Source organism: Nocardia sp. NPDC003693 (genome assembly GCF_053981095.1).
Genome location: NZ_JBSFNO010000004.1, coordinates 36084 through 58493, shown reverse-complemented (window position 1 = coordinate 58493; position 22410 = coordinate 36084). Strand labels below are relative to the sequence as shown.

Sequence of the window (22410 nt, the reverse complement as noted above, 5' to 3'; positions counted from 1 at the left end):
GATCAGCAGCTGGTCGGCACCGGATCGTTGCGGAAGCGCGCTTCCACGTAGTTCCACGCGTCCACGAAACCCGCTACGGCCGTGGTCATGTGCTCGGCGATGTCGTACGGCCGGAAGTCGACCGGGGCGCCGGCCTTGCAGTAGCGATCAGCCACCTCGGCCACCGGACCGAAGGAGGTCAGGGTGTCGAAACGGCCCTGCCACAGGTAGGTGGGCGCGGTGGGGATGCCCGGGTAGTGACGCAAGCTGTTCTCGCGCAACACCGCTCGCGCCTCCTGGCTGTCCATCAGGGACTTCGACGCCGCCAGCTGCTCGGCGTTGCGGAAGGCGCCGTGGAACAGCAGGAAGCGACGGCACGCGTCCTGGGTGAACTCCCGGAACCACAGGCCCTCGGGGTTCAGCTGGTCCGAGACCGGAAGCCGGTCCGGGTACTCGCGTTCCAGGCCCATGGCCGCGGCGAAGGCCAGGCCGAAGCCCGGGTGCGGCGCGAAGCCGAGCGAGAGGGCCATCTCCTCGAGATCGGCGGGGACGCCGCCCGCGACGACCGCCGCGATCTTCAGCTCGGGAGCGTAGGTGGGCGCCAGCGCGGCCGCCCACGCGGAAGCCATTCCGCCGCCGGAGTATCCGGCGATCGCCACCGGCGACTGGCCGAGGCCGAGTTCGGTGGCCTTCTGCACGGCCCGGACGCTGTCCAGCGTCATCATGCCGCTCAGCTTGGCCGCGCCGTACGCGGAGGTGGGACCGAGGTAGTCCGGCAGCGAGACCGCCCAGCCCCGGCCGATCGGCAGCATGGCGCCGGGCGCGTCCTGCAGTTCGCCGTTGAACAGCGACCGCGACGGATTGCACTGGGTGCCCAGGGAATTGATCAGCGCCTGGTACGACACCAGCGGCGGGTTCTGCACGCCGATGGGTAGCAGCACGGTCGTGACGCCCATGACCGGGTTGCCGAGGGAGTTGGTGGAACGGAAGGCGACCTGCCAGCCGTCGGTACCGACGTAGGGACCGGAGTCGATCTTGCGGGTCCGGACGACGTCGCCCGGCTTCAAGTTCGCGAGGTCGGCGGGCTGTGCGTAGAAGGCATCGGGATCGGGGGTCGGATACAGCGGGCTGGCGTGCGCGGGTGCGCTCACCAGTCCGAGCGACGCGACCGCACTCAACATCAGGACCGTGGCCCTGAAGGCAACTCTGAACAAGACTTTCCTCGTATGGTCAGCCGCCATCGAACGCTGACTCCTCGGCCCCGACACCTCGAACTCAGTGCGTCGGACGGACCGGCACTTCTCAACTGTGGCTCACACCGACTATTGCGTGCCCTGCGTCTACAGCACGAATCGAAAATGTGAATCTGTCAGTTTCACAATCTAGCCCAAGATCGTTTGGTCGGCTGCACAACCACTCTCGGGGCTTGCGTCCGCGTCCAGGATCGTCACGTCACCGGCCGGGAGTTCGGCGTCGGCGGACGTGTCCTTCAACTCGACGCCCGAGCGCCCGAGCCGCCGCGCACCCTCGATCAGACCGAGCGCCACCCGCGCCGCGCGCGCGTAGCCCAGCCCCTCCGGCGGATGGATGTTCGAGATGCAGTTGCGTTCGGAATCCGCCCGGCCCGGCCGCGGATCGTGGGTCAGGTAGATGCCGAGACTGTCGGCCACCGAGAGCCCGGGGCGTTCGCCGATGAGGACCAACAGCGTTCGCACGCCGAGAGCCTGCCCGATATGGTCGCCGAGCGCCACCCGGGCCTGGGTGGCGATCACCGGCGGCGCGAGGGTGTAGCGATCGCCCAGCGCCGCCGCGATCGCCGCCAGCATGGGCGCCCCGTGGGCGGTGAGCGCACGGGGCGACAGCCCGTCGGCCAGGACGACCCCCACATCCGCACCCGTGTGCGCGATGGCCGTGATCCCTTCTCCGGCAGCGCTTTCCGAGGGCAGTCGGCCCAGATCCGGCCGGCGCAGATACTGCGACCGGTCACCGGCCCGGCTGGCCACGTGCGACGGCTCCCCGAGTCCGAGCGCCCGCACCCGCACGGCCAGTTCGGATACCTCGAGCGGGCTGTGCACGGCGTCGCGGGCCGCCGCGTGCGCCGCGCGGAATTCCAGGACGTCCGCGGTCGGCAACGCGTCCCCGGTCCGTCCGAGGCCGATGCGGGCCTGGGTGCTGCGCCGCAGTTCGTCCCAGAATGCCTGTGCGGTAATCGATTCCGCGCCCCGCGCGGGGACTGCGCCGCTCATCCCGCGATCGCCAGCGCGTGCAGGGGCGAGGAGAGCGGCTCGATCGGCACCACGCGGCCGTGCGCGTCCAGCATGCCGAGCCGTTCCATCCAGGCGGCGAATTCCGGAGCGGGCCCGAGCCCCAGCACCTTTCGCGCGTAGAGCGCGTCGTGGTACGCCAGGCTCTGATAGCCGAGCATGACGTCGTCCGCGCCGGGCACCGCGATGACGAACGCGCAGCCCGCCGCGCCCAGCAGCGTGAGCAGGGTGTCCATGTCGTCCTGGTCCGCCTCGGCGTGATTGGTGTAGCAGACGTCCACGCCCATCGGCAGGCCGAGCAGCTTGCCGCAGAAGTGATCCTCCAGCCCCGCTCGAATGATCTGCTTGCCGTCGTAGAGGTATTCGGGCCCGATGAATCCGACCACCGTGTTGACCAGTAGCGGATCCAGGTCCCGGGCCACGGCGTACGCCCGGGCCTCGAGAGTCTGCTGATCCACCGGCAGCCCGCCGGCGCCCAGGTGCGCGCCCGCCGAGAGCGCCGATCCCTGACCGGTTTCCAGGTACATGACGTTGTTCCCGACGGTGCCGCGGCGCAGTGAGCGACCCGCCTCGTTGGCCTCGCGCAGCAGGGCGATGTCGACGCCGAAGCCGGAATTCGCGCCCTCGGTCCCCGCGACGGACTGGAACACCAGGTCCACCGGCGCCCCGGCTTCGATCAGTCCGACGGTCGTGGTGACGTGGGAGAGCACGCACGACTGGGTGGGGATGTCGAAGCGCTGCCGCACCTCGTCGAGCAGGTACAGCAGATCCGCTGTGGCCCTTGGTGAATCGGTCGCCGGGTTGATGCCGATCACGGCGTCCCCGCAGCCGAGTAGCAGCCCGTCCAGCACCGCCGCCGCGATGCCGCGCGGGTCGTCGGTGGGATGGTTGGGCTGCAATCGCGTGGCCAGCGTGCCGGGCCGCCCGATCGTGGTGCGGAACCCGGCCCGCACCTCGACGGCCCTGGCGACGGCGATCAGATCCTGATTGCGCATGAGTTTGCTGACGGCGGCGACCATTTCGGGCGTGAGCCCCGGTGCGACGGCGGCCAGGGTCGCGGCCGCGGCGGGGGTGGCGGCCACCGTCAGCAACCAGTCCCGCAGCCCGCCGACCGTGAGGTGCGAAATCGCCTGGAAAGCTGCGCGATCGTGGGTGTCGATGATGAGCCGGGTGACCTCGTCGGTTTCGTACGGCACCACGGTGTCGTTCAGGAACGTGGTCAGCGGCACCTCGGCCAGCGCCCACTGCGCCGCCGCGCGTTCGGCGTCCGAACCCGCCGCGCAGCCGGCGAGTTCGTCACCGCTGCGCCGCGGCGTGGCCTTGGCCAGCAGGTCCACCAGGCCGCCGAAGGTGTAGGACGTGCCGCCGATCATCTGGTGGTAGCGCGTCATTCGAGCTCCCGCTCGGCGCGGGCGAGGACGGCGAACTCCTCGTCGGGCGAGTTGGCCACCAGGCGATGGCGGCTGTACAGGCCGAAGTACAGCAGGAAAGCGCAGAAGGCCGCGAGGGTCCACCCGGCCGCGACCGGGTCGACCAGGAACGTCGCCACCACCGACACGCACGCGACGAGCAGTGCGAAACCGGTGGTCACCACACCGCCGGGCGTCCGATACGGCCGGTGCATCCCGGGCTCCCGCACCCGAAGCACGATGTGGCTCACCATCATCAGCACGTAGCTCAGGGCGGCGCCGAAGACCGCCATGTTCAACAGCATCGCGCCCTCGCCGGTCAGCGACAGGCCGAAGCCGACGACGCCCGGCACCACCAGCGCGAGCATCGGGGCCTTGCGGCGATTGGTCACCGACAGCGAGGTGGGCAGGTACCCGGCGCGCGAGAGCGCGAAGGTCTGCCGCGAGTAGGCGTAGACGATGGAGAAGAAGCTCGCGACCAGACCCGCCAGGCCGATGTAGTTGACCGCGGTGGCGGCCCCGCCATCGCCCAGCGCCTCGACGAGCGGGTTGCCCGATGCCGAAAGCTTTTCCGCGCCGAGGGCTCCCGTGGACAGCAGCAGCACCGCGCCACCGGTCACCAGCAGGACCAGCATGGCCGCGATGATGCCCTTGGGCACGTTCTTCTCCGGTTCGCGCGCCTCCTCGGCCGCGAGCGGCACCCCTTCGACGGCGAGGAAGAACCAGATGGCGAACGGGATGGCGGCCCAGATGCCGAACGCGCCGAAGGGCAGGAACGAGGAGCTGCCCAGCGCGTCGGGGTCCGCCGGAATGTCGGTGAGATTGGCGATCTCGAACTCGCCCCACGCCGCGACGGCGAAGATCACCAGACCGGCCAGGGCCACCACCGTGATGGCGCACATGACCTTGAGCGCCTCCCCCGCGCCGGCCAAGTGAATGCCGATGAACAGCGCGTACACCGCGAGGTAGACCCACCAGCCGTCGGTGATCCCGAACAGGTTCAGCGACTCCACGTAGCCGCCGATGAAGGTGGCGATGGCGGCGGGCGCGATCGCGTACTCGATGAGAATGGCCGCGCCCGTGGCGAATCCGCCCCACGGACCGAGCGCCCGGCGCGCGAAGGTGTACCCGCCGCCCGCCGCGGGCAGGGCCGCGGACAGTTCGGCCATCCCCAGCACCATGGCCAGATACATGCCCGCGATCAGCACGGTGGCGATCAGCAGCCCGCCGAACCCGCCCTCCGCGAGCCCGAAGTTCCATCCCGAGTAGTCCCCGGAGATCACGTAGCTGACGCCGAGCCCGGCGAGCAGTACCCACCCGGCGGTTCCCTTGCGCAGCGTTCTCTTGGCCAGATAGTCGTCCGAGGCGGCGTCACCGTCGAGGTCGGTCCGGGTCACAGCAGTCATAGAGAGACTCGCACTCCTCACGCACTGATCTGGGCAAATGCCCAGGAAGGTCTACTCGCCCAAGTCTCCCGATCGATGTTGCTGAATTGTCACCGGTGTCTTCCGGCGGGATTACCGTGGGTTACGTCCCGGCCCGATGCGCTGCGGGACGGGCGGCGGGCCGGAGCGCACCGGCGGCCGTCCGTGTACCGCGACCGGTTCCGCCTGCCGCCCGCGTGCGTGCCGCCGAGCGGCGATCGCGTACAGCTCGCGCAGTTGCGGACCGACCCGTCCGCCGTCCCGGTACCACCCCGCGAAGCGCCGCTGATACTGCTCGAACCAGATCGGATCGTCGTGCAGGAAGAGAATGTCGTGCACCGCCATCCGGCGGACGGCGAACACCGGCAGCGGCGCGCGGTTCACCGGGAAGACCGGGTTGCGGATACCGGGCTCGGTGCACGCGGGGTGGAACTGCCCGAGCATGTAACCGCGCACCGCGGCACGGGTTTTGGCGCGGCGACGGCCGTCGTCGATGCGCGACCACGCCGCCTCCGGGAATCCGGTGACCGGCACCACGAGCGTGCGCAGGTCACCGGGGCGGCCGTCGAGCGCACCCGCGTGGAAGTGATCGACGACGGCGTCGAGGAGCCCGGTCAGGCGATAGCTCGTCGGCGGCCCGTGCCAGCGATGCTGTCGAATCGACAGCGCGTTGGCCTTGATGGCCGGAACGACGAAGGGGCACACGGGGCCCGGGCGACCCAGCAGCGGATGCGGACGCCCCAGGTGATCCCGCAGCCAGCGGGAAACCGCTTGGGCGACAGCGGGATCGGGGTCGGACAGCGAGTACTTCATCCGGTACTTCCTCGGGTCGTCGGGTACCGCGGCGCTGCGTATGCCAAAGCATAGGAATGATTCTGTGGCATATCTGGGCGTAGTCGTGGAATGTGCAGCGAGTCACAGGGTGGGACCCGCAGCTATCGATGCGATTTGAGCAGCGGAAGTATGCTGTAGCATGGGCGCTCGCGGAGATACGGCGCCGAAAATCGGGGGGTCTGACATGAACGAAGGAGCGGCCTTCTCGGAGCGGCTCGAGTACCTGTTCCATACGATGCCCAACGCCAGGGGACACCGCTATACCGCCGACGAGATCGCGCGCCGCGCCACCGAACTCGGCCATCCGATCTCGTCGGTGTATGTCTCCCAACTGCGTTCGGGCCTGAAGCAGAATCCCTCGCTCAAACACGCCGCCGGGCTGGCCGCCGCGTTCGACGTGGACATCCGGTTCTTCACCGATGACGACGCGTGGCAGCGTGGACGACAGGAGATCGAGTACCTCCGCCTGGCGACCGCGCCCGATATCGAGGCACTGGCCTTCCGCGCCCTGGACCTGTCGCAGCAGTCGCTGGCCTCGCTGATCGACTACCTCAAGTTCCTGCGGGTCAAGGAGGGCCTGCCCGCCGATCCCCCGGACCTGCCCGAAGCCAAGGGGTGAGCGAGCGGTTCACCGCGAGCAGCGCGCCGGCGGCGCCCTGAACAACGCCGCGGCGGCCAGTTCGTAGGCGGCGTGATGGACGCCGTCATCGGGAACGAGCAGGCTGATCGTCTCGTGGTCCAGCGCCCGGGCGGCCGCCAGCGCCGGAGCGTCGCGCTGGAGCAACCGCAGGCCGTCACTGACCTCGACCAGCATCTCGGTGACCCGCGTCTCGGCGCGCCTGCTCATCCGCGTCCGGAATCGGATCTGCGGATAGCGCTCCAGCAACCAGGAGTGCAGGGGCGCGAGCTGTTCGAGATAGGACAGCGCGATCCGCGTGCTGCGCACCGTGCCCGACAGGACCGGGCCGATGGTGCCCGCGACCAGCAGCACCCCGCCCACGATCTGCAGGCCCGTGGTCACGCGCTGCGCCCACATCGGCGGCAGCCCGGGCCACACCGTGACCACCACGATCACCCACACCTCGTAGCCGATGAACAGCACCGTCACACCGGCCAGCGCCGCCAGCAGCGTGCGCCGCCAGGACTTTTCCCGGCGGAAGGCGCGGGCGGCGGCGCGCGCCAGCGGCAGCAGCGCGTGAATCACCATGAGCCCCTGGATGACCCAGTAGAGCCGCATCCCCGGACTGCCGCCGATCTCGTACCCGAAACCGAAGCCGTCGGGCTGCTGGGACGAGGTCGCGAACAGGACCGCGAGCACGACCAGGACGACGGCGTAGGCCACCCGGGTCGCCAGCACCCGCCGCCGGTTCGATTCGGGACCGGTCGCGAGGTAGTCGAGCCAGTACAGCGTGGACAGGGCCAGCGCGCCCAGGATGCACAGGTGGCTCAGGAAATACGCGGAGTTGACGCGCACCGCCGCGAACAGCGCCTGCGGGCTCGGGGTGATGAGCAGATAGCCGAGACAGAACAATCCCAGCACGGCGATCGGAACCAGTTGTCCCCGTGCGCCCTGCGGGGGCAACTGCCAGATGGCCGCGAGCATGCCGACGAAAATGAGAGCGCCCATGGCCGCGCTGAACTGCGTCACCGGACTACTCGATTCGGATGCGCGGAAAGCCCAGCGCGGTGAGGATTTTCGCCTGCTGGCTGGTATCACCGCTCCACAGGATCGTGCGCAGTGTCCGCCGCGCGAACGCCTCGGCCTCGCGCTCGCTGCGCATGTCGTAGGAGGATCGGTGCCGCACGCGGGCGAAATGCCCGGCGGCGCCGGGCCCGATCACCGAACACAGCGCCAACCCGGTCTCGACCCGATACTCGAGGGCGCTGTGGCCGTACAGGATATGCCCGGCCTCGTGCAGCACCGTGTTGATCCGCGCTATCGCCGGCAGCGCCGCGTCGTACTCGATGAGATCCCCCGCCGCGGTCCGGATCCATCGCCCCGCCACCGCGGGCGGCAGTGTGGTGCTGGCGACGATCCGAACCGGAGTTCCACTGGCCTCGAACAGAATTCGACTGAAGCCGGCCAGGGTGAACGGCTGCAACTGGGCGGTGTGGCGCTGCACCGCGGTCAACGTCCGACGTCGCGCTCGCCGGGTCATGCTCGCCGTAGCCCACCACCGCTCATGCGCTCGGACAGTACCGGTTCCCACCGGAGGGTGTCCAAACGAACTCGGTTCTACGCCACCGCATCCGGCGCGGGCGCGGTGAGCGAGTCGAGCAGGGCGCCGCGGAGTTCGTAGAAGGCGGGGTCACGGTTGAGATCGGCGGGATTGCGCGGACGCGGGAAGGGCACCGCGATGTCCCGGGTGATCGTGGCGGTGGGGCCGTGGGACATGACGAGAATGCGATCGGACAGCACGATCGCTTCGTCGACGTCGTGGGTGACCATCACGACGGTGCGGCGTTCGGATTCCCACAGGCGCAGCAGTTCGCCCTGCAGGTCGACCCGGGTCAACGCGTCCAGGGCGCCGAAGGGCTCGTCGAGCAGCAGCACCTCCGGCCGCAGGGCGAAGGCCCGGGCGATCCCGACCCGCTGCTGCATGCCGCCGGACAGCTCGGCCGGCTTCTTGTCCTTGTGCGCGGTGAGCTTCACCAGGTCGAGGTAGTGGTCCGCCAGCGCCGCGCGCTCGGACTTCGGCAGTTCGGCGCGGGCGCAGTTCAGCGCGAACAGCACGTTCTCGCGCGCGGTCAGCCACGGCAGCAGCACGTGCTGCTGGAAGACCATGCCGCGATCGTGGCCGGGTCCGGTGATGGGTCTGCGCGATAGCCAGAGCAGACCGGCGTCCGGCGCGGTGAGGCCCGCGATCATGGACAGCACCGTGGACTTGCCGCAGCCGGACGGCCCGATCAGGGTCACGAACTCCCCCGCGGCGATCGAGACCGTGGTCGGCGCGATCACCTGGTGCCAGCCGGTCTTGCCCGGGTACCACTTCTCGACCGCTTCGAGCGCGAGCGCACCCGAGCGATGCCGTTCCGAATCAGGCTGTGCGGTCATATCTTTCACTCTTTCCTCGGTATCGCGGGGTCAGCCGCGCGGAATCCGGGTCGCGGCCCACACCACGAGCCGGTCGAGCACGAACCCGACCGCGCCGATGAGCAGGATCGCGACGACGATCGCGGGCACCGACAGCCGGTTCCACTGGTTCCAGACGAAGTAGCCCATCCCGCGACTGCCGACCAGCATCTCCGCGGCGATGATCACCAGCCAGCCGGTGGACAGGGACAGCCGCAGGCCGATGAGAATCGACGGCAGCGCGGCGGGCAGTTGAATGCTCCGGATCACCTGCACGCGTGAGGCTTCCAGGGTTCTGGCCAGCTGCATGTAGAGCGGGTTCACCTGCTGCACGCCGTCGATGGTGTTGAGCAGGATCGGCCACAGCGAGGCCATCACGATGACGAAGATCGCGGTGTGCTCCGAGTCGCGCAGCAGCGCCAGCCCCAGCGGCAGCCAGGCCAGCGGGGACACCGGCCGCAGCACCTGCACGAACGGCTCGGTGGCCCAGCGGATTCGGGTGGAGTTGCCGAGCAGGAAGCCCAGCGGGATAGCGATCACCGCGGCGATGAGGAACCCGGTGAGCACCCGCTGCAGACTCGCGGCCAGATGCCAGAAGATTCCCACGCTGGCGGGGCCGGTCACGTAGAACGGGTCACGCAGGATCGCCACCAGCTGATCCCAGGTGCCGCCGGGGGTCGGGGCCAGTCCATCGATGCCCTGGTCGGCGGTCGCGACCGACCAGATTCCCACTCCGACAATGGATATCACCAGGAACAGCAGCACCGATCCGGCCACCTTGGCGCGGAAGGCGAGCCGATCGGCGGCGACCTTCGCGGCCACGCTCGGCGGGGTGGTCGCGCTCTTCGCGCGGGTCACGGGTTCCTCCGCGACGACGGCGGGCGGGTCTTGGGCTCGGGTCATAGTGTCGATACCTGCTTTTCGATCCAGGGCGAGGGATTGTCGGGGTCGAAGCGACGGCCGTTGATGGTGAGCCCCGCCGCCGGGGCGGGCGGGTTCGCGCCGAGGGCGGTGAAGGCCGCGCGCGAGGCCGGCTCGTCGAACACCGAGCGCACCGTCTCGCGATACTGCTGCGGCGTGGTCCAGCGGCCGGTGTCCGCGAGCCCCCAGCGCTGGAACTGGGTGAGCATCCAGATCCCGAACGCCTCCTGCGGATAGGGCTCGAATCGGACGCGGTCGGGAACGTCGCGGTTGCCGCCGGCGCCGTCCGCGAACCGGCCGGTGAGAATGGACTCGAGGAGTTTCGGCTGCTGGTTGAGGAACTGTTCGGGAGCCATGGAATGCGCGGCCGCCGAGCGGTTCTCGGCCCGATCGCTCCAGAGCGCCGCGTCGTGGATGGCCCGCGTGATGGCCTGGTAGGTGACCGGGTGCTGTTGCGCGAACGCGTCGTTCACGCCGAAACCGCAGCAGGGATGCCCGTTCCACAGATCCCGGGTGAGGGTGAACAGGAAGCCGGTCCCCGTCGCGACGGCCCGCTGGTTGAAGGGGTCGGGTCCGAGGAAGCCGTCGATTCCGCCGGTGATCAGGTTGGCGACCATGTCCGGCGGGCGCAGCACCCGCAGTTCGACGTCGGCGTCCGGATCGAGCCCGCCGCCGCTGAGGTAGTCCCGCAACAGCAGGTTGTGCACCGAGTAGTCGAACGGCACGCCCAGGCGCATGCCCGCGAAGTCGGCCGGCCCCCGCACCTTCCCGATGTGTCTGCGGTGCAGCGTGATCGCCTGACCGTTGGTATTGGTGATCAGCGGCAGCCGGGTGCGCATGCGCCCGGACGCGAGCCCCTGGTCGATGGCCAGCGGCATCGGCGCGAGCATGTGCGTCGCGTCGATCTCACCGGTGGCGTAGGCGGCCCAGACCTCGGCCCAGCCGGAGAACTTCTTCAGGGTGACGTTCAGACCGTGTTTGGCGTAGACCCCGAGGGCCTTCGCGTTGACGATCGGCGAGGAGCACGTGATGGGGATGAAACCCACCGTGATGTCCGGCTTTTCGATGCCGGGCAGCGGTCCGATCGCGGCGCCGGGCACGGTGGTGCCGGTGGCCGGCGCGGCGGCGGGCGGTTTCGGCGCGATCGGCGCGCAGCCCGCGGCCGCGAACGCGCCGACGAGGGTGGCCCCGGCGCCGAGGAAGCGCCGGCGGGGCAGGGGGCTCGGCATGGTTCGACTCCGATTCGAGGGGATTCCGGCGATGTCGCGAGGCCGGTCAGAACCGGTAGTCGAGGAATTTCCCGTCCAGCGTCACGACCACGCGGTCGCCGTCGGGATCGGGCCTGCGTTCGACCGTCAGCTGGAAATTGATGGCGCTCATGATGCCGTCGCCGAATTCCTCGTGGATCATTTCCTTGATCGCCGGGCCATAGACGTTCAGCGCCTCGTAGAAACGGTAGATCGTCGGGTCGGAGGGCACCGGATTCTCGAATGTGCCGCGATAGGGCTGGGTTTGCAGGGATTCGACGACATCGTCACCGAGTTCGAGCAGCGCGGCGACGGCGCGGGCGTCCGATTCGGGCATGGGATGCTGGCCGTATAGGGCGGCAATGGTCCAGGCCAGCGGTTTACCGATCGCGCCGGCGAGTTCACGCCAGCTCAGCTTCATCCTGATCCGCTGCGAGACAATAAGTTTCGTGGCCTCGGTTTTGTCCATGATGGGGGTCATCCCGGCTCCTTCGCTGCGCGCTGTCCGATGTGCTTCGCGTATTCAGTCGACCATTTCTCCCTGGGCGCGCAGAAGCGAAAATGACGCAGGGGTGCGGGCAATTCGCGCAGGATTTCGCGACGGACGCCGAATTTACCGCGGCGTAACGGCGGGCGGTGGGGCCGTAACACGCGCGGTCCTACACTGGCGTCTTTCAGCACGGAAGCGCGATGGCAGATGAGTACAGCCGGAATCGCCGTGGCACGGCAGGTGATCCAGTCGATGGATCAGGCCGCCTGGGTCGTCGACCCGGCCGGGCGGATCGTGATGATCAACGGGTCGGCGCTGTCCGCGTTCGGCTACCGCAGCGACGACGACGTGGTGGGCGGGTGCAGCCACGCGGCGTTCCACCACACCCAGGTCGACGGCGAGCCCTACGACCGGTCGAGCTGCCCGATCCTGCGCGCCTCGCGCGGTGTCCACCCGGCGGGAACGGGTGCGGAATGGATGATCCGCCGCACCGGCGTCGCCCTGCCGGTGTCCTGGTCGGCGTCGAAACTGTGCCTCGACGCGGCGCCGCTGACCCTGATCGCCCTCACTGTGCTGGACCGGCATTCGACCGGCGAGCAGGGTCCCGACCACATCGTTCGCGAGCGCGCCTCGGTGCTGCAGCGACGCGCGCTGCACGGGAAGGCGTGCGACCTGATCGCGATACACGCCGCCGATCCCGGGCTCTCCCCCGCCGTCCTGGCCCGCACCCTGCACGTGTCCCTGCGCCACCTGCAGACCGCGTTCGCCGAATCGGGTACGACACCCGCGCACGCGATTCGCGTCGCCCGCCTGACCCGGGCCGCGGCGCTGCTGGAGGCGGGCCGGACCGTCGCGGACGTCGTCGAACTGTCCGGCTTCACCGACCCCTCCACGTTCCGCCGCGCCTATCGCCGGCATTTCGGGACCGGGACGTCACCGCGCGACGCCTGAGGCCGCACGGTGAACTCGGTGCCCGAGGGTTGTCGACGGCGGAGCCGGAAACCTATCCGGCCCTGAGGGTTTCCAGCTCGCGGACCAGCTCCGAGGCGGTGACGGGATCGAGGGCGCTGCCGGTCGATTCGACGGCGGTGACGGTGTGGGTCGCGTGGCGCATCAGGTCACGCCATTCGAGGCTCGGCGAGATCCACAGCTGGGCCGTGTCGCCGCCGGGCAGCGGCCGCACCATGCGGTCGATGGCGCCGTCGGAGGTTTCCCGTATCCAGCCGAGGTGTGTCAGCGCCAGCAGCCGGCCCGGGGAGGTCGCCACGCCGTGGTAGTCGCGCAGCGCGGCCGCGAGCGCGCCCGGTTGCCAGGTCGGCCGATCGAGCTGCGAAAAGGGTTGCAGCATAGCGTAATCGGCGAAGAGCTCGGTCCACTCGGCGAGCGTCCCACCCAGGTGGAGCGGGTGCGCGATGCCGACCTCGGCGGCATCGTCGACGGTGAACGGGTCGTCGTTGACATCGGCGAAGGTGAGATCCTCGGCGATCCGGAACGACTGCCGGACGGCGCCGTCGGCGTCGACGGTCACCCACACCAGTCGGCGGGCGAGCTGCCGCAGCAGCGGATGGTCGACGAACAGCTCCCGATGCGCCCGCGCCGACCACCGGCGGCCCTCGATCATCGCTCGCTCCAGCCGCCGGATCTGTTCCTGGGCAACCTTCTTCGTGCCCGCGTTCAGCAGCGTGAACCGGTCGTGGGCCGCACCGGCAACCGCGCGATCGTCCTGGGCGGCGGGCTTGGGCAGCGTCTTGCGGCGCGGGCCTCGCGCCCAGGAGCCGTCGTCGGTCCGGCGACCGTCGTGGACCACCGGTTTCAGGTGTTCGTCCAGATCGATGACGAATCCGCGGGATCCGTAGTCCAGGACGAGACTGCCGTCCGCGCCGAGCCCGAAGTCGGGGACGGCGCGGTCGGCCAGCTCGTCGGTACTGATCCGGTGCTGCGCCGCGACGGCGTCGAGCTTGGCGCGCGCGGTCTTCCGGAAGCCCCGCTGCCTGGTGCGGAGTCCGATGTCGCGCAGGTGCCCGAGGGCGGCGGGCGTGCCGATGTCGGCCAGGACGTCGAGGGCGGCCACCGCGCGGGACACGGCCGAGTGCCGCGGCCACTGCAGGATCAGCGGGACCAGCAGCCGCGCCGCCTCGTCGTCGCCGAACAGCCCCACCGCGCGCAGGGTCCAGATGCCGCCCGCCGGGTACTCGGCGAACACCCACGCCTGGAACAGGCCCCACGCGAAGCCCGCCATCGACATCGGGTCGAGGATGGCCGACAGCTGTGCGATCGCGGCGGGATCCGGATTCCGTTTGGCCAGCAGGGCGCACACCGCCGCCACCGCGGACTCGGGCAGCGCCCGCGCGGTGTCGTTCGTCAGCAGCGGGGGCAGCACGGGCAGGAGCAACCAGGGCGGCGGCGCGGCCGGTGCGCGGCGCGGGCGCAGCACATCCGGCAGCTCAGCCGGATCGACGACCGCGAGATCCGGCAGCCCGACACCGAATTCCGCCGCCAGGTCCGGGTTTCGGTAGGCGTGCACGCGCAGCATGGTCGCCACCGCCGGAATCCGCGCGGCATCGGCCGCCAGCATCCGCATGGCACGGCGCGGAAAGCGTTGCGCGGCGGCCATCGCCGCGGTCGGGACGCCCCACCGATCCAGGTTCGCCAGCAGCAGTCCGAACGCCTCGTCGGTGGGCAGGTACGCGAGGATGTCGGCCAGGTCGCGCGTGTCCTCCCGGGACCAGCTCGTCACGTGATCCACGAAGGCGATGGACGCGATCGTTTCAGCTGCCTCCGGGCCGACGCGCGCGGCCATGCCGATATACCCGGCGGTGCGCACGCTACCGCGGTTGTCCGGCCGCAACTGTGCGATGAAGGTCTTCAGCTGCGGCGCGGTGGTGACAGCTGTCGCGAGGTTCGCGTAGATGGTGTGCGCCCAGTAGTCATCCGCCGACGGTGGGTCGGCGAGATCGGCGGAGACCCAGGACTCCGCGGTCGGCGCCAGGTAGCTGGAGGCGATACGAACCGCCCGAGCTCTCGGCACCGACCGTATCTCGGCGATTCTCGCGACAGCGGCCCGGTAGTGCTCGTCGGTGGCGGTAGCCAGATGCTCGCGTGCTCGCTCCAACGCGGACAGGGAATGCAAGTAGTAGAAATACCGCCCGGCCGACCACGGCGTCAGATCGTAGCCGCGACCGCCCTCGACGTCGCGGTACCCGCGGGTCATGGTGGCGACGATGAGCGCCGCCTCGGCGGCGAAGGCCACACCGCGGCGGGCCACCCACGCGTCGACCACCATGGCCCAGTGGTCGTCCGAGCCGGAGCTGTCCACGCGCGGCCGCCCGAGTTCGATCACGAGCGCCAATCCGGCCGCCCCGAGCGGCGTCGCCGTCGCCGGATCGGTCAGCGCCGCCACGGCGGCGGCGCTCGATGCTTTCGGAAACGAGGCTTCCAGCACCCGGCGCAGCGCGTCTCGTTCCACCTCGATCAGCGCCTCGTACCGATCGCCGGCCCCCGGATCGGGGGTGAACGCCCGATACGGCGCGAAGCCGCGAACCGGACTCACCACCTCGGTCCATGCCTCGGGAACCCGCCAGCGGTCCTCCCCGACTGCGTCATGATCGTGATCGATCCCGTTGGCCATCAACGCCCTCCCCGGTACTGCGAACCTTTGCGGGGATTCAAGCAAACGCGACCGACAACGGCTCTCGCCCTGCACGGTTCGGCATCACGACCGCCGATGCCGTCGCGGCCATGGCCGCCATCGTCATCAGCCCTGCGAGCCGGACGCGGCAACTCGCTCGGGTTCCAGCACATCCGCCACCACCGCGGCCACCTGCTCGCGAAATGCCGAGGGGCCGAACGACTCCGCGTGGGCGCGGACGACGGCCGGATCGTAGGTCGCGGAGTCGAACGCGGTCATCCGGTCGGCCAGTTGCCCGACCACCTCGTCGTCGGAACCGGGATCCACGTACTCGCCCGTCACGCCCGGGCGGACGGTGTCGAGCGCGCCGCCCTCGGACACCGCCAGGACCGGGGTGCCGCAGGCCATGGCCTCCACGGGGACGATGCCGAAATCCTCGATGCCGGGCATCAGCAGGGCGCGGCAGCGGCGGTACATGTCCACCAGGACCTCGTCCGGCGCGGCCCCGAGGAAGGTGGTCTCCGGGCCCGCGATGTCCTCCAGTTGTCTGCGAAAGCGGCCGTCGCCGACCACGACCAGGCGGCAGCCCGCCCGGCGCGCGGCGCGAATCGCGAGGTCCGGTCGTTTGTAGGGGACGAGCCGTCCGGCGAACAGGAAGAAGTCCTCGCGTTCGATGGCGGGGTCGAGGGCGAATCGGTCCAGTCGCACGGGCGGATTGACCACCGTCGCGGGCAGCCCCCACCAGTCCTGAACCCGCTCGGCGACCGCGTGCGAGTTGGCGATCACCCGGGTCAGGCGCGGGGCCGCGCGGAGTTCGGCGCGGCGCGCGAGGCCGCCGAGCCCGGCCAGGGCGAGCTGGCCCGCGCGACCGCCGCCCTCCTGCGCGCGCAAAGCCCTGTCCCAGGCCCAGCGGGCCGGGCTGTGCACGTACGCCACCACGGGCGCGTCCGTCGCGAGGGCCGCCTGGGTGGCGAAGGCGTGATGGCTCACGACCACCGCGTCGAACCGGCCCGATAGGGGCAGCCCCCGGAACGCGCGCGGCACGAAGGGCAGCAGGGGCGCGTGCGAGCGGCGGCCCGTCGCGGCGTGCGCGCGGGTCAGCCAGGTGTCCTCGATCTCCGTCCACGGCATCACCAGGTTGTCCGCGGGCGGCGCGGGTGACCGGCCCGCGTCGACGATGGGCGCGAAAACCTGTGCGCCGGGCCATGTTCTGGTGAACTCGGCGACCACCGCCTCCGAGCCGCCGTACTCGGTGAACCGCTCGTGCACGATGCCGATCCGCGGCGCGCTCATTCGGCGGCCTGCCCGATGCGGCGGGGTGCGGCGAAACGGCGGATCGCCGGCGCGGTCGGGCGGCCGCGCAGCAGCCCGTCGACCCCACCCCGCTCGAGCGCCCGGCGATAGACCGCCGCGGCGGCCCGGCAGGCCTCGATCGTTTCGTCGATGTCGGCGTCGGTGTGGGCCGCGGAGGTGACGAACGATTGCCCGAGCACTCCCCGATCGAGCATCTCCTGCATGAACAAGGTGCGAAACTCCTGTGCTGGTTGTCCGGAAGCGTCGGCCGTGCGGAATATCAGGCACGAGGGGCGGCCGACCACTCGAAGCTGTTCGGCGATACCGGCTTCGGCCGCGACGGCGTTGACGCCCGCGGCCAGCCGGCGGCCCGCGTGCTCCATCCGGCCGACGGGATCGGTGGTGGCGTAGGCGCGCACCACCGCGCGGAACGCGGCCAGTCCACCCGATTCCGGGCCGTGCGTGGTGGAGAGCAGGAACACCCGGGCCCGGTCGGTGCGCAGCCCACCGAGTTCCATGAATTCCCGTTTGCCCGCCAGCGCCGAGATCGGGAACCCGTTGCCCATCGCCTTGCCCCAGCACGAGAGGTCCGGGGTGACGCCGTACACGGCCTGGGCGCCGCCGGAGGACCAGCGGAATCCGGTGATGATCTCGTCGAAGATCAGCAGCGCGCCGTGCCGATCACACAGGGCGCGAACGCCTTCCAGGTACCCGGGCGGGGGTTCGGACAGCGCCGTCGCCGCCTCCATGATCACGCAGGACACCGCGTGCTCGGACAGCAGCGCCGCCAGCGCGTCCAGGTCGCCGTACTCGAAGCGAACGACGGTCCCGGTCTCGGGAATGCCGTCGTTCATCGCCGTGGTGCCGATGAACCAGTCGTCGGTGGAGAAGAACGGCTGATCGCACACCGCCACCGTGGTGCGGCCGGTCGCGGCCCGGGCCAGTCGCACCGCCGCGGTGGTGACGTCGGAGCCGTTCTTGGCGAACTTCACCATGTCCGCGCCCGGCACCAGACCCAGGAAGTCCTCGGCGGCGAGCAGTTCCAGCTCCGTGGGGCGGGAGAAGTTGACGCCGTCGGCGATCGCGGCCGAGACCGCCTCGACCACGGGCCGGTAGCCGTGGCCGAGCGTGACCGACCGCAGGCCCATGCCGTACTCGATGTACTCGTGGCCGTCCACGTCCCGGACCCGGCATCCGTTGCCGCGCACCAGCACCGGGGCCATCGACTCGGGGTACTGGTCGTCGCCGCGGGCGTAGGTGTGCGCGCCGCCCGGCACCAGCTCGTGCAGCCGGGCGCGGGCGGCCGCGCTGCCGGCGAGGTGCGGGTAGGACGGACTCGATACCTGCGGACCGGAGGACATGGCCATCGGGGGTGTGCCTTTCGGATTCAGCATCGGGGTTCGGCGAACGCCTTGAGATAGCCCGCGCTCTGGCGCAGATACATCCAGGACCAGAACCGCGCGCCGGTGGGCGTGGGGCTGGCGACCATGGTCAACTCGCCGTCGAAACACTTCGAGACGATGTACCTGGCCCGCGAGATGTGCGGGGTGAAGGTCACGACGATGATGTGCCGCCAGCCGAATTCCCGGGCGCGACGGCCTATCTCCTGCGCCTCCCCCTGCGTCGTCCAGGGGTCGGGCTCGAAACAGCTGACCTGGAAAGCGAATACGCCGTCGCAGTACTTCGCCATCTCCGGGTCGTCGGCGCCGGTCGAGCGGGAGATCAGCAGTTGCGGGGCGTATCCGCGCCGCGCGAGATCGAGGCCGAGATCGAAGCGCTCGTAGGGCGTCCCGCCCAGCACCACGATCGCGTCGGCGGGCCGGAGCGGGTCGAGTTGCGGGTGGACGTACACCGGCAGGCCGGCCACGGCGACCGCCCCGCACACCGTCAGGGCGGCCACCAGCCGGCCGGCCCACCGCCGTCGGCGCCGTCCGGGCGCGCTCATGCCGGAACCGACCGCCGGCGCGACCCGGCCTCGACGGTGACCGCCCACAGTTCGTGATCGCCGCGCCGCCCGCCGGGGCCGATGATGTCGCGCAGCGTGCCCTCGAGCGCCATCCCGGTCCGCGCCGCGGCGGCAGACCCCACGCCCGGCGGCGTCGTCAGGGACAGTCGCAGCACGCCGAACCGCCGGACGGCGGTGTCGATCAGGCACCGCAGCGCGGTCGCGGCGATGTCGGCGTCCGGGTCCGGGACGGCGAGGTGAACATCCAGGCGCGCACTGCGATTGAACCGATCCAGGCCGTATAGCCCGGCCCGGCCGACCGGAACCCCGCCGACCTCGATCACCAGGATCAGCCCCGCGTCCGAGGTCGCGCCGGACCACCCGCACAGCTGCTCGGCCAGTTCGTGACGGATCGAACGCCGTTTCGGCACATCCGGTCTCACGATGTCGAGCAGGGTGCGGCTGCGCAGGACGACACCCGGCCGCGCCGCCGTGGTGATCAGTTCGGGTGCGCCCCTGCGCATCCGGCGCAGACAGCGCCGCAACCACCCGACGCCGAAGCGCAGCACCCCGGCAGCCACCGCCGCGGGACCGGGCGCGCGCTCCGGATCGAGGGCGCCCCGGGCGCGCGGTTCCGCGTCCATCCACGCGTACTTCTCGATCGACCGGGCCGCGTACCCGCCCGGCGGGGCGCCCGCCGCCGTCGCGACCCAGAGCTCGTGATCCCGGCGCGCACCGCCGACGTCGAAGTATCGCGCCATGGTCGCCTCGCGGACCATCCCGCAGACCGCGGCCCCGCGCAGCACCGCCGCGTTGTCCGTCGAGATCGGCGCCACGATCCGTTCCAGGCCCAGCCGCGTGAGCCCGAAGTCGATCAGCATGCCCGCCGCCACCGTGGAGACCCCGCGCCGCGAGCGCTCCGAGTCCAGCCAGAAGCCCATTTCCGCGCTGCGCGTTCGCCGGTCGATCGCGGTCAGCTCGATCTGACCGGCGAAACAGCCGTCGACCTCGATCACCAGCGCCAGCCGCCGCCCGAGCCGGGTGTACACCGCGGCATCGAGGAACTCGCGCACCCACATCCGTTCGGTGTGCCTGGCCCGCCAGCCGAGTGGCGAAGTGCCCCAGTAGGGTTCGATCAGCCGTTGATCCCGGAGCCGGATCTGCCGCCAGCGCGCGAAGTCGGCCGCCCGCGGCGGGCGCAGCACGATGGTTCCGCCCGGCAGCACGACCGGGCCGATCCTGGTGCGCGACAACGCTGCGCGGCTACTGATCATCGGCGGGTCACCGCACCGGTCGCTGCTTGCCGAGTGGGGCCGTGGTGAGCGCGCCGGTGGGCGAGACGACCAGTCGCCAGTAGCCCCCTTCCGGATCCTTCAGCACCACACCGCCGTCCGCGCGATCGGAGAACCAGGCGCCGCTGGACAATATGGCGGATAGCGGCGCGCCGTCGGGCGCCTGCGCCCGGAAGACGTCGGCGTCCCCGGTCGCCTGCGCGATCAACGTCCCCTGGACGGCGGGCACGTTCGCGCTGCCCCGGCCGATCACCTGCCAGCCCGTCGGGTAGGTCGCGGGGGCGAGGTCGGCGGCCGCGCTCGAGATCAGGTTGATCGCGGTGCCCTCCGGGCAGCCCGCCGGGTCGATCCGCAGTTCGATGGGTGTCGATCGCGGATCCGGATCGAAGCGGACGTTCGCCAGATAGGGCTGGCGGCAATGGATTAGGTCCAGGCACACGCTGCGCGCGGCCACCTTGCAATTGACCATGCCGAACTGGGACGGTCCGCCCACCCCGGCCTGCCCGATCGACAGCGCGGTATCCGAACCCTCGAACCAGACGTTGGTCAGCCACCAGTCGTTCGACGCGCCGTCGACCCGCAGGTGCCGGTCGGTGGTGCGGGGGTCGTTGTCGGAGACGAACTCCACGTTGGTCAGCGCCAGGCCCGCGTTGTGGTCGTTGCCGGTGCCCAGCACCCCGACGCGGTTGCTGGTGAACTTGGACGAGGTCACGTAGTTCTGGATGCAGGAGGTCACCAGCCCGTACCCGAAATTGTTGATGTCGCAGTTCAGGAAGGCGGTGCCGCCGGTGTTCTGGTCCAGCACCACCCCGCGCTGCTCGGCGTACCGGGGGTAGTTGTCGCCCAGGTGATTTCCGCGAATCACGACCGAGTCGAACGAGCACCGGAAGCACTGCGACAGCGACACCGCGGTGGCCGCCGGCCCGGTGACGTAGATGCCGAGCCAGGCGAAGCGCACCCGCTGGCGGTGCTTCAGGGAGATCAGGGTGGTGTCGGTCTCGCACAGGATGGTGGTGGCGTCGCCGCCGTCGCCGTAGATCATGGCGAAGTCCGAGAGTTCGGGCCAGCGGGTGACCCGGTAGGTGCCCGCGGGCAGATAGAGCACCAGCGGCTCATCGCCGGTCCGGCACGCCGCGGCGATGGCGGCGGTGTCGTCCGCGGTGCCGTCGCCGACCGCCCCGAAGTCCCGGACGTTGCGCACCGTGCCGCCGGACGTTCCCGGGCCGGGCCCGGCCGCGGCGCACGCGGCGGTCGGCAGCGTGACCGCCGCGCCGAGGGCCGCGGCCAGCATGCGGCGCCGATGCACTCCCTCGCCCGTCACCTGCGCAGCCCGCCCGTCAGTCGCTCCGACCAGCCGCCGCGCGCGGCGATGGCGATCACCCGCGGACCGCCGGCGCCCACCGAGGCCAGGGCGGTCACCGCGTCGTAGACCTCGCCCGAGGTGGTGTGGCCGAGTTCGACGATGCCGATGGTGCGCGCGCTGCGCGCGCCCAGGGTCAGCGCGTCCGGGGCGGCGAGCACCGGCGCCACGTCGATGAGGACATCGTCGAACATGTTCTCCAGCTCGGCCAGCAGCTTGTCGAACTGCTCCGAGGCGAGCAGATCGGACATGCCCTGATCGGCCGCGCCCAGCGGAATCACCCAGATGCCGCGGTCGGACCAGGACAGCACGCCGTCGACGGCCGCGCGGCCGCCGCGCAGCATGTCGGCCAGCCCCACCCCGTTGTTCTCCGGCATCAGACCGGAGCTGCCCCGGCGAGTGGTGTCCGCGTCGATCAGCAGCACGTGCCGCCCGGCGTCGGCCAGCGAACGCGCCAGGCCCACCGCGATCGCCGGCTCGGACTTCTTCGAGAAGCTGGTCACCATCGCCGTTTTCCCCGGGCTGCCCGCCACGTCCTTGGCCAGGCGCGCCCGCACCTGGCGCAGGTCGGTCTCGGTTCCCGGACCCTCGCGTTCGACGGTGCCGAGCACCGGAACCAGTTCCGCCAGTTCGGCTTTCGAGCGCACCCGGCGATCGAGGCGTTCGAGCAGCAGGGCGCCGGCGCCGCCCAGCAGCAATCCGGCCAGGATGCCGACCATCACGATCCGCGAGGACTGCGGTGAGCTGGCCGCGGACGGCAGCTCCGCGCGGTCCACCACGGCGACCCGGGCGGCCGGGGCCGCGGTCTGCTCGATGGTCTCCAATTCGTCCACCAGTGCCCGGAACTGGGCGACCACCTCGTCGGCCAGATTGCGGGCGCCGGTGGCGGTCGGGGCGGTGACCGTGACGCGCAGCATCGCGGTGGCGGGCGGCGAGGCTACCGTGACCCGTTGCCGCAGTTCCTCCGCCGAGCCCTTCAGACCGAGCTGACCGATCACCCGATCGAGCACCTTGGTGCTGGTGGCGAGTTCGAGATACGACCGAACCCGTTGCTGGGCGGCCAATCCGCCCTGATACGAGTCGTTGACCGAGGTGCCGGTCGCCATCGACACGTAGACGCTGCTGGACGCGGTGTAGGTCACCTCCGCGGTCCGCAGGTACCCGATCGACCCCAGCAACCCGAGCAGCAGCGCGACGACGATGACGCCCCAGCGTCGTCTGCCGACTCGCGCGTAATCCACAAGTCCCATA

General features: G+C 70.5%; 20 protein-coding genes. 2 read left to right on the top strand and 18 right to left on the bottom strand.

Annotated features, from left to right (window positions below; translation table 11 throughout):
* Positions 1–2: 2 nt before the first annotated feature.
* From ACWDOP_RS07130 to ACWDOP_RS07110, 5 genes are all read right to left on the bottom strand, one after another.
* Positions 3–1160: a lipase family protein gene (locus tag ACWDOP_RS07130; protein ID WP_454203656.1), complete on the bottom strand. Its 1158-nt coding sequence runs from the start codon at positions 1158–1160 to the stop codon at positions 3–5.
* Between the two features lie 201 nt (positions 1161–1361).
* On the bottom strand, positions 1362–2225 hold the full coding sequence (gene eutC / locus ACWDOP_RS07125) for an ethanolamine ammonia-lyase subunit EutC (RefSeq protein ID WP_456344333.1): 864 nt from the start codon (positions 2223–2225) through the stop codon (positions 1362–1364).
* The gene (locus tag ACWDOP_RS07120; protein WP_456344332.1) at positions 2222–3634 is read right to left on the bottom strand and encodes an ethanolamine ammonia-lyase subunit EutB; all 1413 of its coding nucleotides are present in this window, start codon (positions 3632–3634) and stop codon (positions 2222–2224) included. The genes eutC and ACWDOP_RS07120 overlap by 4 nt, the downstream gene beginning before the upstream one ends.
* Positions 3631–5058 (bottom strand): ethanolamine permease, encoded by a 1428-nt coding sequence (eat, locus tag ACWDOP_RS07115; RefSeq protein ID WP_456344331.1) that lies wholly within the window; start codon positions 5056–5058, stop codon positions 3631–3633. The genes ACWDOP_RS07120 and eat overlap by 4 nt, the downstream gene beginning before the upstream one ends.
* Positions 5059–5169: 111 nt before the next feature.
* The gene (locus tag ACWDOP_RS07110; protein ID WP_456344330.1) at positions 5170–5889 is read right to left on the bottom strand and encodes a DUF6875 domain-containing protein; all 720 of its coding nucleotides are present in this window, start codon (positions 5887–5889) and stop codon (positions 5170–5172) included.
* A 205-nt stretch (positions 5890–6094) separates the two neighbouring features.
* Here ACWDOP_RS07110 and ACWDOP_RS07105 point away from each other — a divergent pair, with 205 nt between their 5' ends.
* Positions 6095–6529 carry an XRE family transcriptional regulator gene (locus tag ACWDOP_RS07105; RefSeq protein WP_454203462.1) on the top strand — a complete coding sequence of 145 codons (435 nt, stop codon included), beginning with the start codon at positions 6095–6097 and terminating at the stop codon, positions 6527–6529.
* Between the two features lie 9 nt (positions 6530–6538).
* Here the strand turns inward: ACWDOP_RS07105 and ACWDOP_RS07100 are convergent, their stop codons facing one another.
* The 6 genes from ACWDOP_RS07100 to cynS all read right to left on the bottom strand — a co-directional run bounded on the left by ACWDOP_RS07100 (position 6539) and on the right by cynS (position 11632).
* Positions 6539–7558, bottom strand: coding sequence for a hypothetical protein (locus ACWDOP_RS07100; RefSeq protein WP_456344329.1), 1020 nt, complete (start codon positions 7556–7558; stop codon positions 6539–6541).
* A gap of 4 nt (positions 7559–7562) precedes the next feature.
* Positions 7563–8033 carry a hypothetical protein gene (locus tag ACWDOP_RS07095; RefSeq protein WP_456344328.1) on the bottom strand — a complete coding sequence of 157 codons (471 nt, stop codon included), beginning with the start codon at positions 8031–8033 and terminating at the stop codon, positions 7563–7565.
* Between the two features lie 113 nt (positions 8034–8146).
* Positions 8147–8965: an ABC transporter ATP-binding protein gene (locus ACWDOP_RS07090; RefSeq protein WP_454203465.1), complete on the bottom strand. Its 819-nt coding sequence runs from the start codon at positions 8963–8965 to the stop codon at positions 8147–8149.
* A gap of 30 nt (positions 8966–8995) precedes the next feature.
* A complete protein-coding gene (locus ACWDOP_RS07085; RefSeq protein WP_456344327.1) occupies positions 8996–9886 on the bottom strand; it encodes an ABC transporter permease in 891 nt (296 codons plus the stop codon).
* Entirely contained in the window at positions 9883–11133 is a 1251-nt protein-coding gene (locus tag ACWDOP_RS07080) for an ABC transporter substrate-binding protein (protein WP_456344326.1), read from the bottom strand. Before ACWDOP_RS07080 ends, ACWDOP_RS07085 begins: the two co-directional genes overlap by 4 nt.
* Positions 11134–11179: 46 nt before the next feature.
* The gene (cynS, locus tag ACWDOP_RS07075) at positions 11180–11632 is read right to left on the bottom strand and encodes a cyanase (protein ID WP_456344325.1); all 453 of its coding nucleotides are present in this window, start codon (positions 11630–11632) and stop codon (positions 11180–11182) included.
* Between the two features lie 216 nt (positions 11633–11848).
* Between cynS and ACWDOP_RS07070 the strand changes: the two genes are divergently transcribed.
* Positions 11849–12592: a helix-turn-helix domain-containing protein gene (locus ACWDOP_RS07070; RefSeq protein WP_456344324.1), complete on the top strand. Its 744-nt coding sequence runs from the start codon at positions 11849–11851 to the stop codon at positions 12590–12592.
* Positions 12593–12644: 52 nt separating this feature from the next.
* On the opposite strand, the gene ACWDOP_RS07065 is transcribed toward ACWDOP_RS07070, so the two are convergent.
* The 7 genes from ACWDOP_RS07065 to ACWDOP_RS07035 all read right to left on the bottom strand — a co-directional run bounded on the left by ACWDOP_RS07065 (position 12645) and on the right by ACWDOP_RS07035 (position 22409).
* A complete protein-coding gene (locus tag ACWDOP_RS07065; protein ID WP_456344323.1) occupies positions 12645–15269 on the bottom strand; it encodes a DUF4132 domain-containing protein in 2625 nt (874 codons plus the stop codon).
* A gap of 126 nt (positions 15270–15395) precedes the next feature.
* The gene (locus ACWDOP_RS07060) at positions 15396–16562 is read right to left on the bottom strand and encodes a glycosyltransferase (RefSeq protein ID WP_456344322.1); all 1167 of its coding nucleotides are present in this window, start codon (positions 16560–16562) and stop codon (positions 15396–15398) included.
* The gene (locus ACWDOP_RS07055; protein WP_456344488.1) at positions 16559–17923 is read right to left on the bottom strand and encodes a glutamate-1-semialdehyde 2,1-aminomutase; all 1365 of its coding nucleotides are present in this window, start codon (positions 17921–17923) and stop codon (positions 16559–16561) included. The genes ACWDOP_RS07060 and ACWDOP_RS07055 overlap by 4 nt, the downstream gene beginning before the upstream one ends.
* Positions 17924–17949: 26 nt before the next feature.
* Complete coding sequence (locus ACWDOP_RS07050; RefSeq protein ID WP_456344321.1) at positions 17950–18507, bottom strand: YdcF family protein; 558 nt, start codon at positions 18505–18507, stop codon at positions 17950–17952.
* A complete protein-coding gene (locus ACWDOP_RS07045) occupies positions 18504–19781 on the bottom strand; it encodes a GNAT family N-acetyltransferase (protein ID WP_456344320.1) in 1278 nt (425 codons plus the stop codon). The genes ACWDOP_RS07050 and ACWDOP_RS07045 overlap by 4 nt, the downstream gene beginning before the upstream one ends.
* A 7-nt stretch (positions 19782–19788) precedes the next feature.
* Entirely contained in the window at positions 19789–21120 is a 1332-nt protein-coding gene (locus tag ACWDOP_RS07040; RefSeq protein ID WP_456344319.1) for a glycosyl hydrolase family 28-related protein, read from the bottom strand.
* On the bottom strand, positions 21117–22409 hold the full coding sequence (locus ACWDOP_RS07035) for a Wzz/FepE/Etk N-terminal domain-containing protein (RefSeq protein WP_456344318.1): 1293 nt from the start codon (positions 22407–22409) through the stop codon (positions 21117–21119). Before ACWDOP_RS07035 ends, ACWDOP_RS07040 begins: the two co-directional genes overlap by 4 nt.
* Position 22410: the final 1 nt, after the last annotated feature.

Bases quoted from the DNA above. Each gene is read 5' to 3' on its own strand.
- cynS (WP_456344325.1), bottom strand. From the start codon at position 11,632: ATGACCCCCATCATGGACAAAACCGAGGCCACGAAACTTATTGTCTCG.
- ACWDOP_RS07080 (WP_456344326.1), bottom strand. From the start codon at position 11,133: ATGCCGAGCCCCCTGCCCCGCCGGCGCTTCCTCGGCGCCGGGGCCACC.
- eutC (WP_456344333.1), bottom strand. From the start codon at position 2,225: ATGAGCGGCGCAGTCCCCGCGCGGGGCGCGGAATCGATTACCGCACAG.
- ACWDOP_RS07035 (WP_456344318.1), bottom strand. From the start codon at position 22,409: ATGGGACTTGTGGATTACGCGCGAGTCGGCAGACGACGCTGGGGCGTC.
- ACWDOP_RS07070 (WP_456344324.1), top strand. From the start codon at position 11,849: ATGAGTACAGCCGGAATCGCCGTGGCACGGCAGGTGATCCAGTCGATG.
- ACWDOP_RS07055 (WP_456344488.1), bottom strand. From the start codon at position 17,923: ATGTCCTCCGGTCCGCAGGTATCGAGTCCGTCCTACCCGCACCTCGCC.
- ACWDOP_RS07090 (WP_454203465.1), bottom strand. From the start codon at position 8,965: ATGACCGCACAGCCTGATTCGGAACGGCATCGCTCGGGTGCGCTCGCG.
- ACWDOP_RS07045 (WP_456344320.1), bottom strand. From the start codon at position 19,781: ATGATCAGTAGCCGCGCAGCGTTGTCGCGCACCAGGATCGGCCCGGTC.
- ACWDOP_RS07060 (WP_456344322.1), bottom strand. From the start codon at position 16,562: ATGAGCGCGCCGCGGATCGGCATCGTGCACGAGCGGTTCACCGAGTAC.
- ACWDOP_RS07130 (WP_454203656.1), bottom strand. From the start codon at position 1,160: ATGTTGAGTGCGGTCGCGTCGCTCGGACTGGTGAGCGCACCCGCGCAC.
- ACWDOP_RS07120 (WP_456344332.1), bottom strand. From the start codon at position 3,634: ATGACGCGCTACCACCAGATGATCGGCGGCACGTCCTACACCTTCGGC.
- ACWDOP_RS07110 (WP_456344330.1), bottom strand. From the start codon at position 5,889: ATGAAGTACTCGCTGTCCGACCCCGATCCCGCTGTCGCCCAAGCGGTT.
- ACWDOP_RS07065 (WP_456344323.1), bottom strand. From the start codon at position 15,269: ATGGCCAACGGGATCGATCACGATCATGACGCAGTCGGGGAGGACCGC.
- ACWDOP_RS07085 (WP_456344327.1), bottom strand. From the start codon at position 9,886: ATGACCCGAGCCCAAGACCCGCCCGCCGTCGTCGCGGAGGAACCCGTG.
- ACWDOP_RS07050 (WP_456344321.1), bottom strand. From the start codon at position 18,507: ATGAGCGCGCCCGGACGGCGCCGACGGCGGTGGGCCGGCCGGCTGGTG.
- ACWDOP_RS07105 (WP_454203462.1), top strand. From the start codon at position 6,095: ATGAACGAAGGAGCGGCCTTCTCGGAGCGGCTCGAGTACCTGTTCCAT.
- eat (WP_456344331.1), bottom strand. From the start codon at position 5,058: ATGACTGCTGTGACCCGGACCGACCTCGACGGTGACGCCGCCTCGGAC.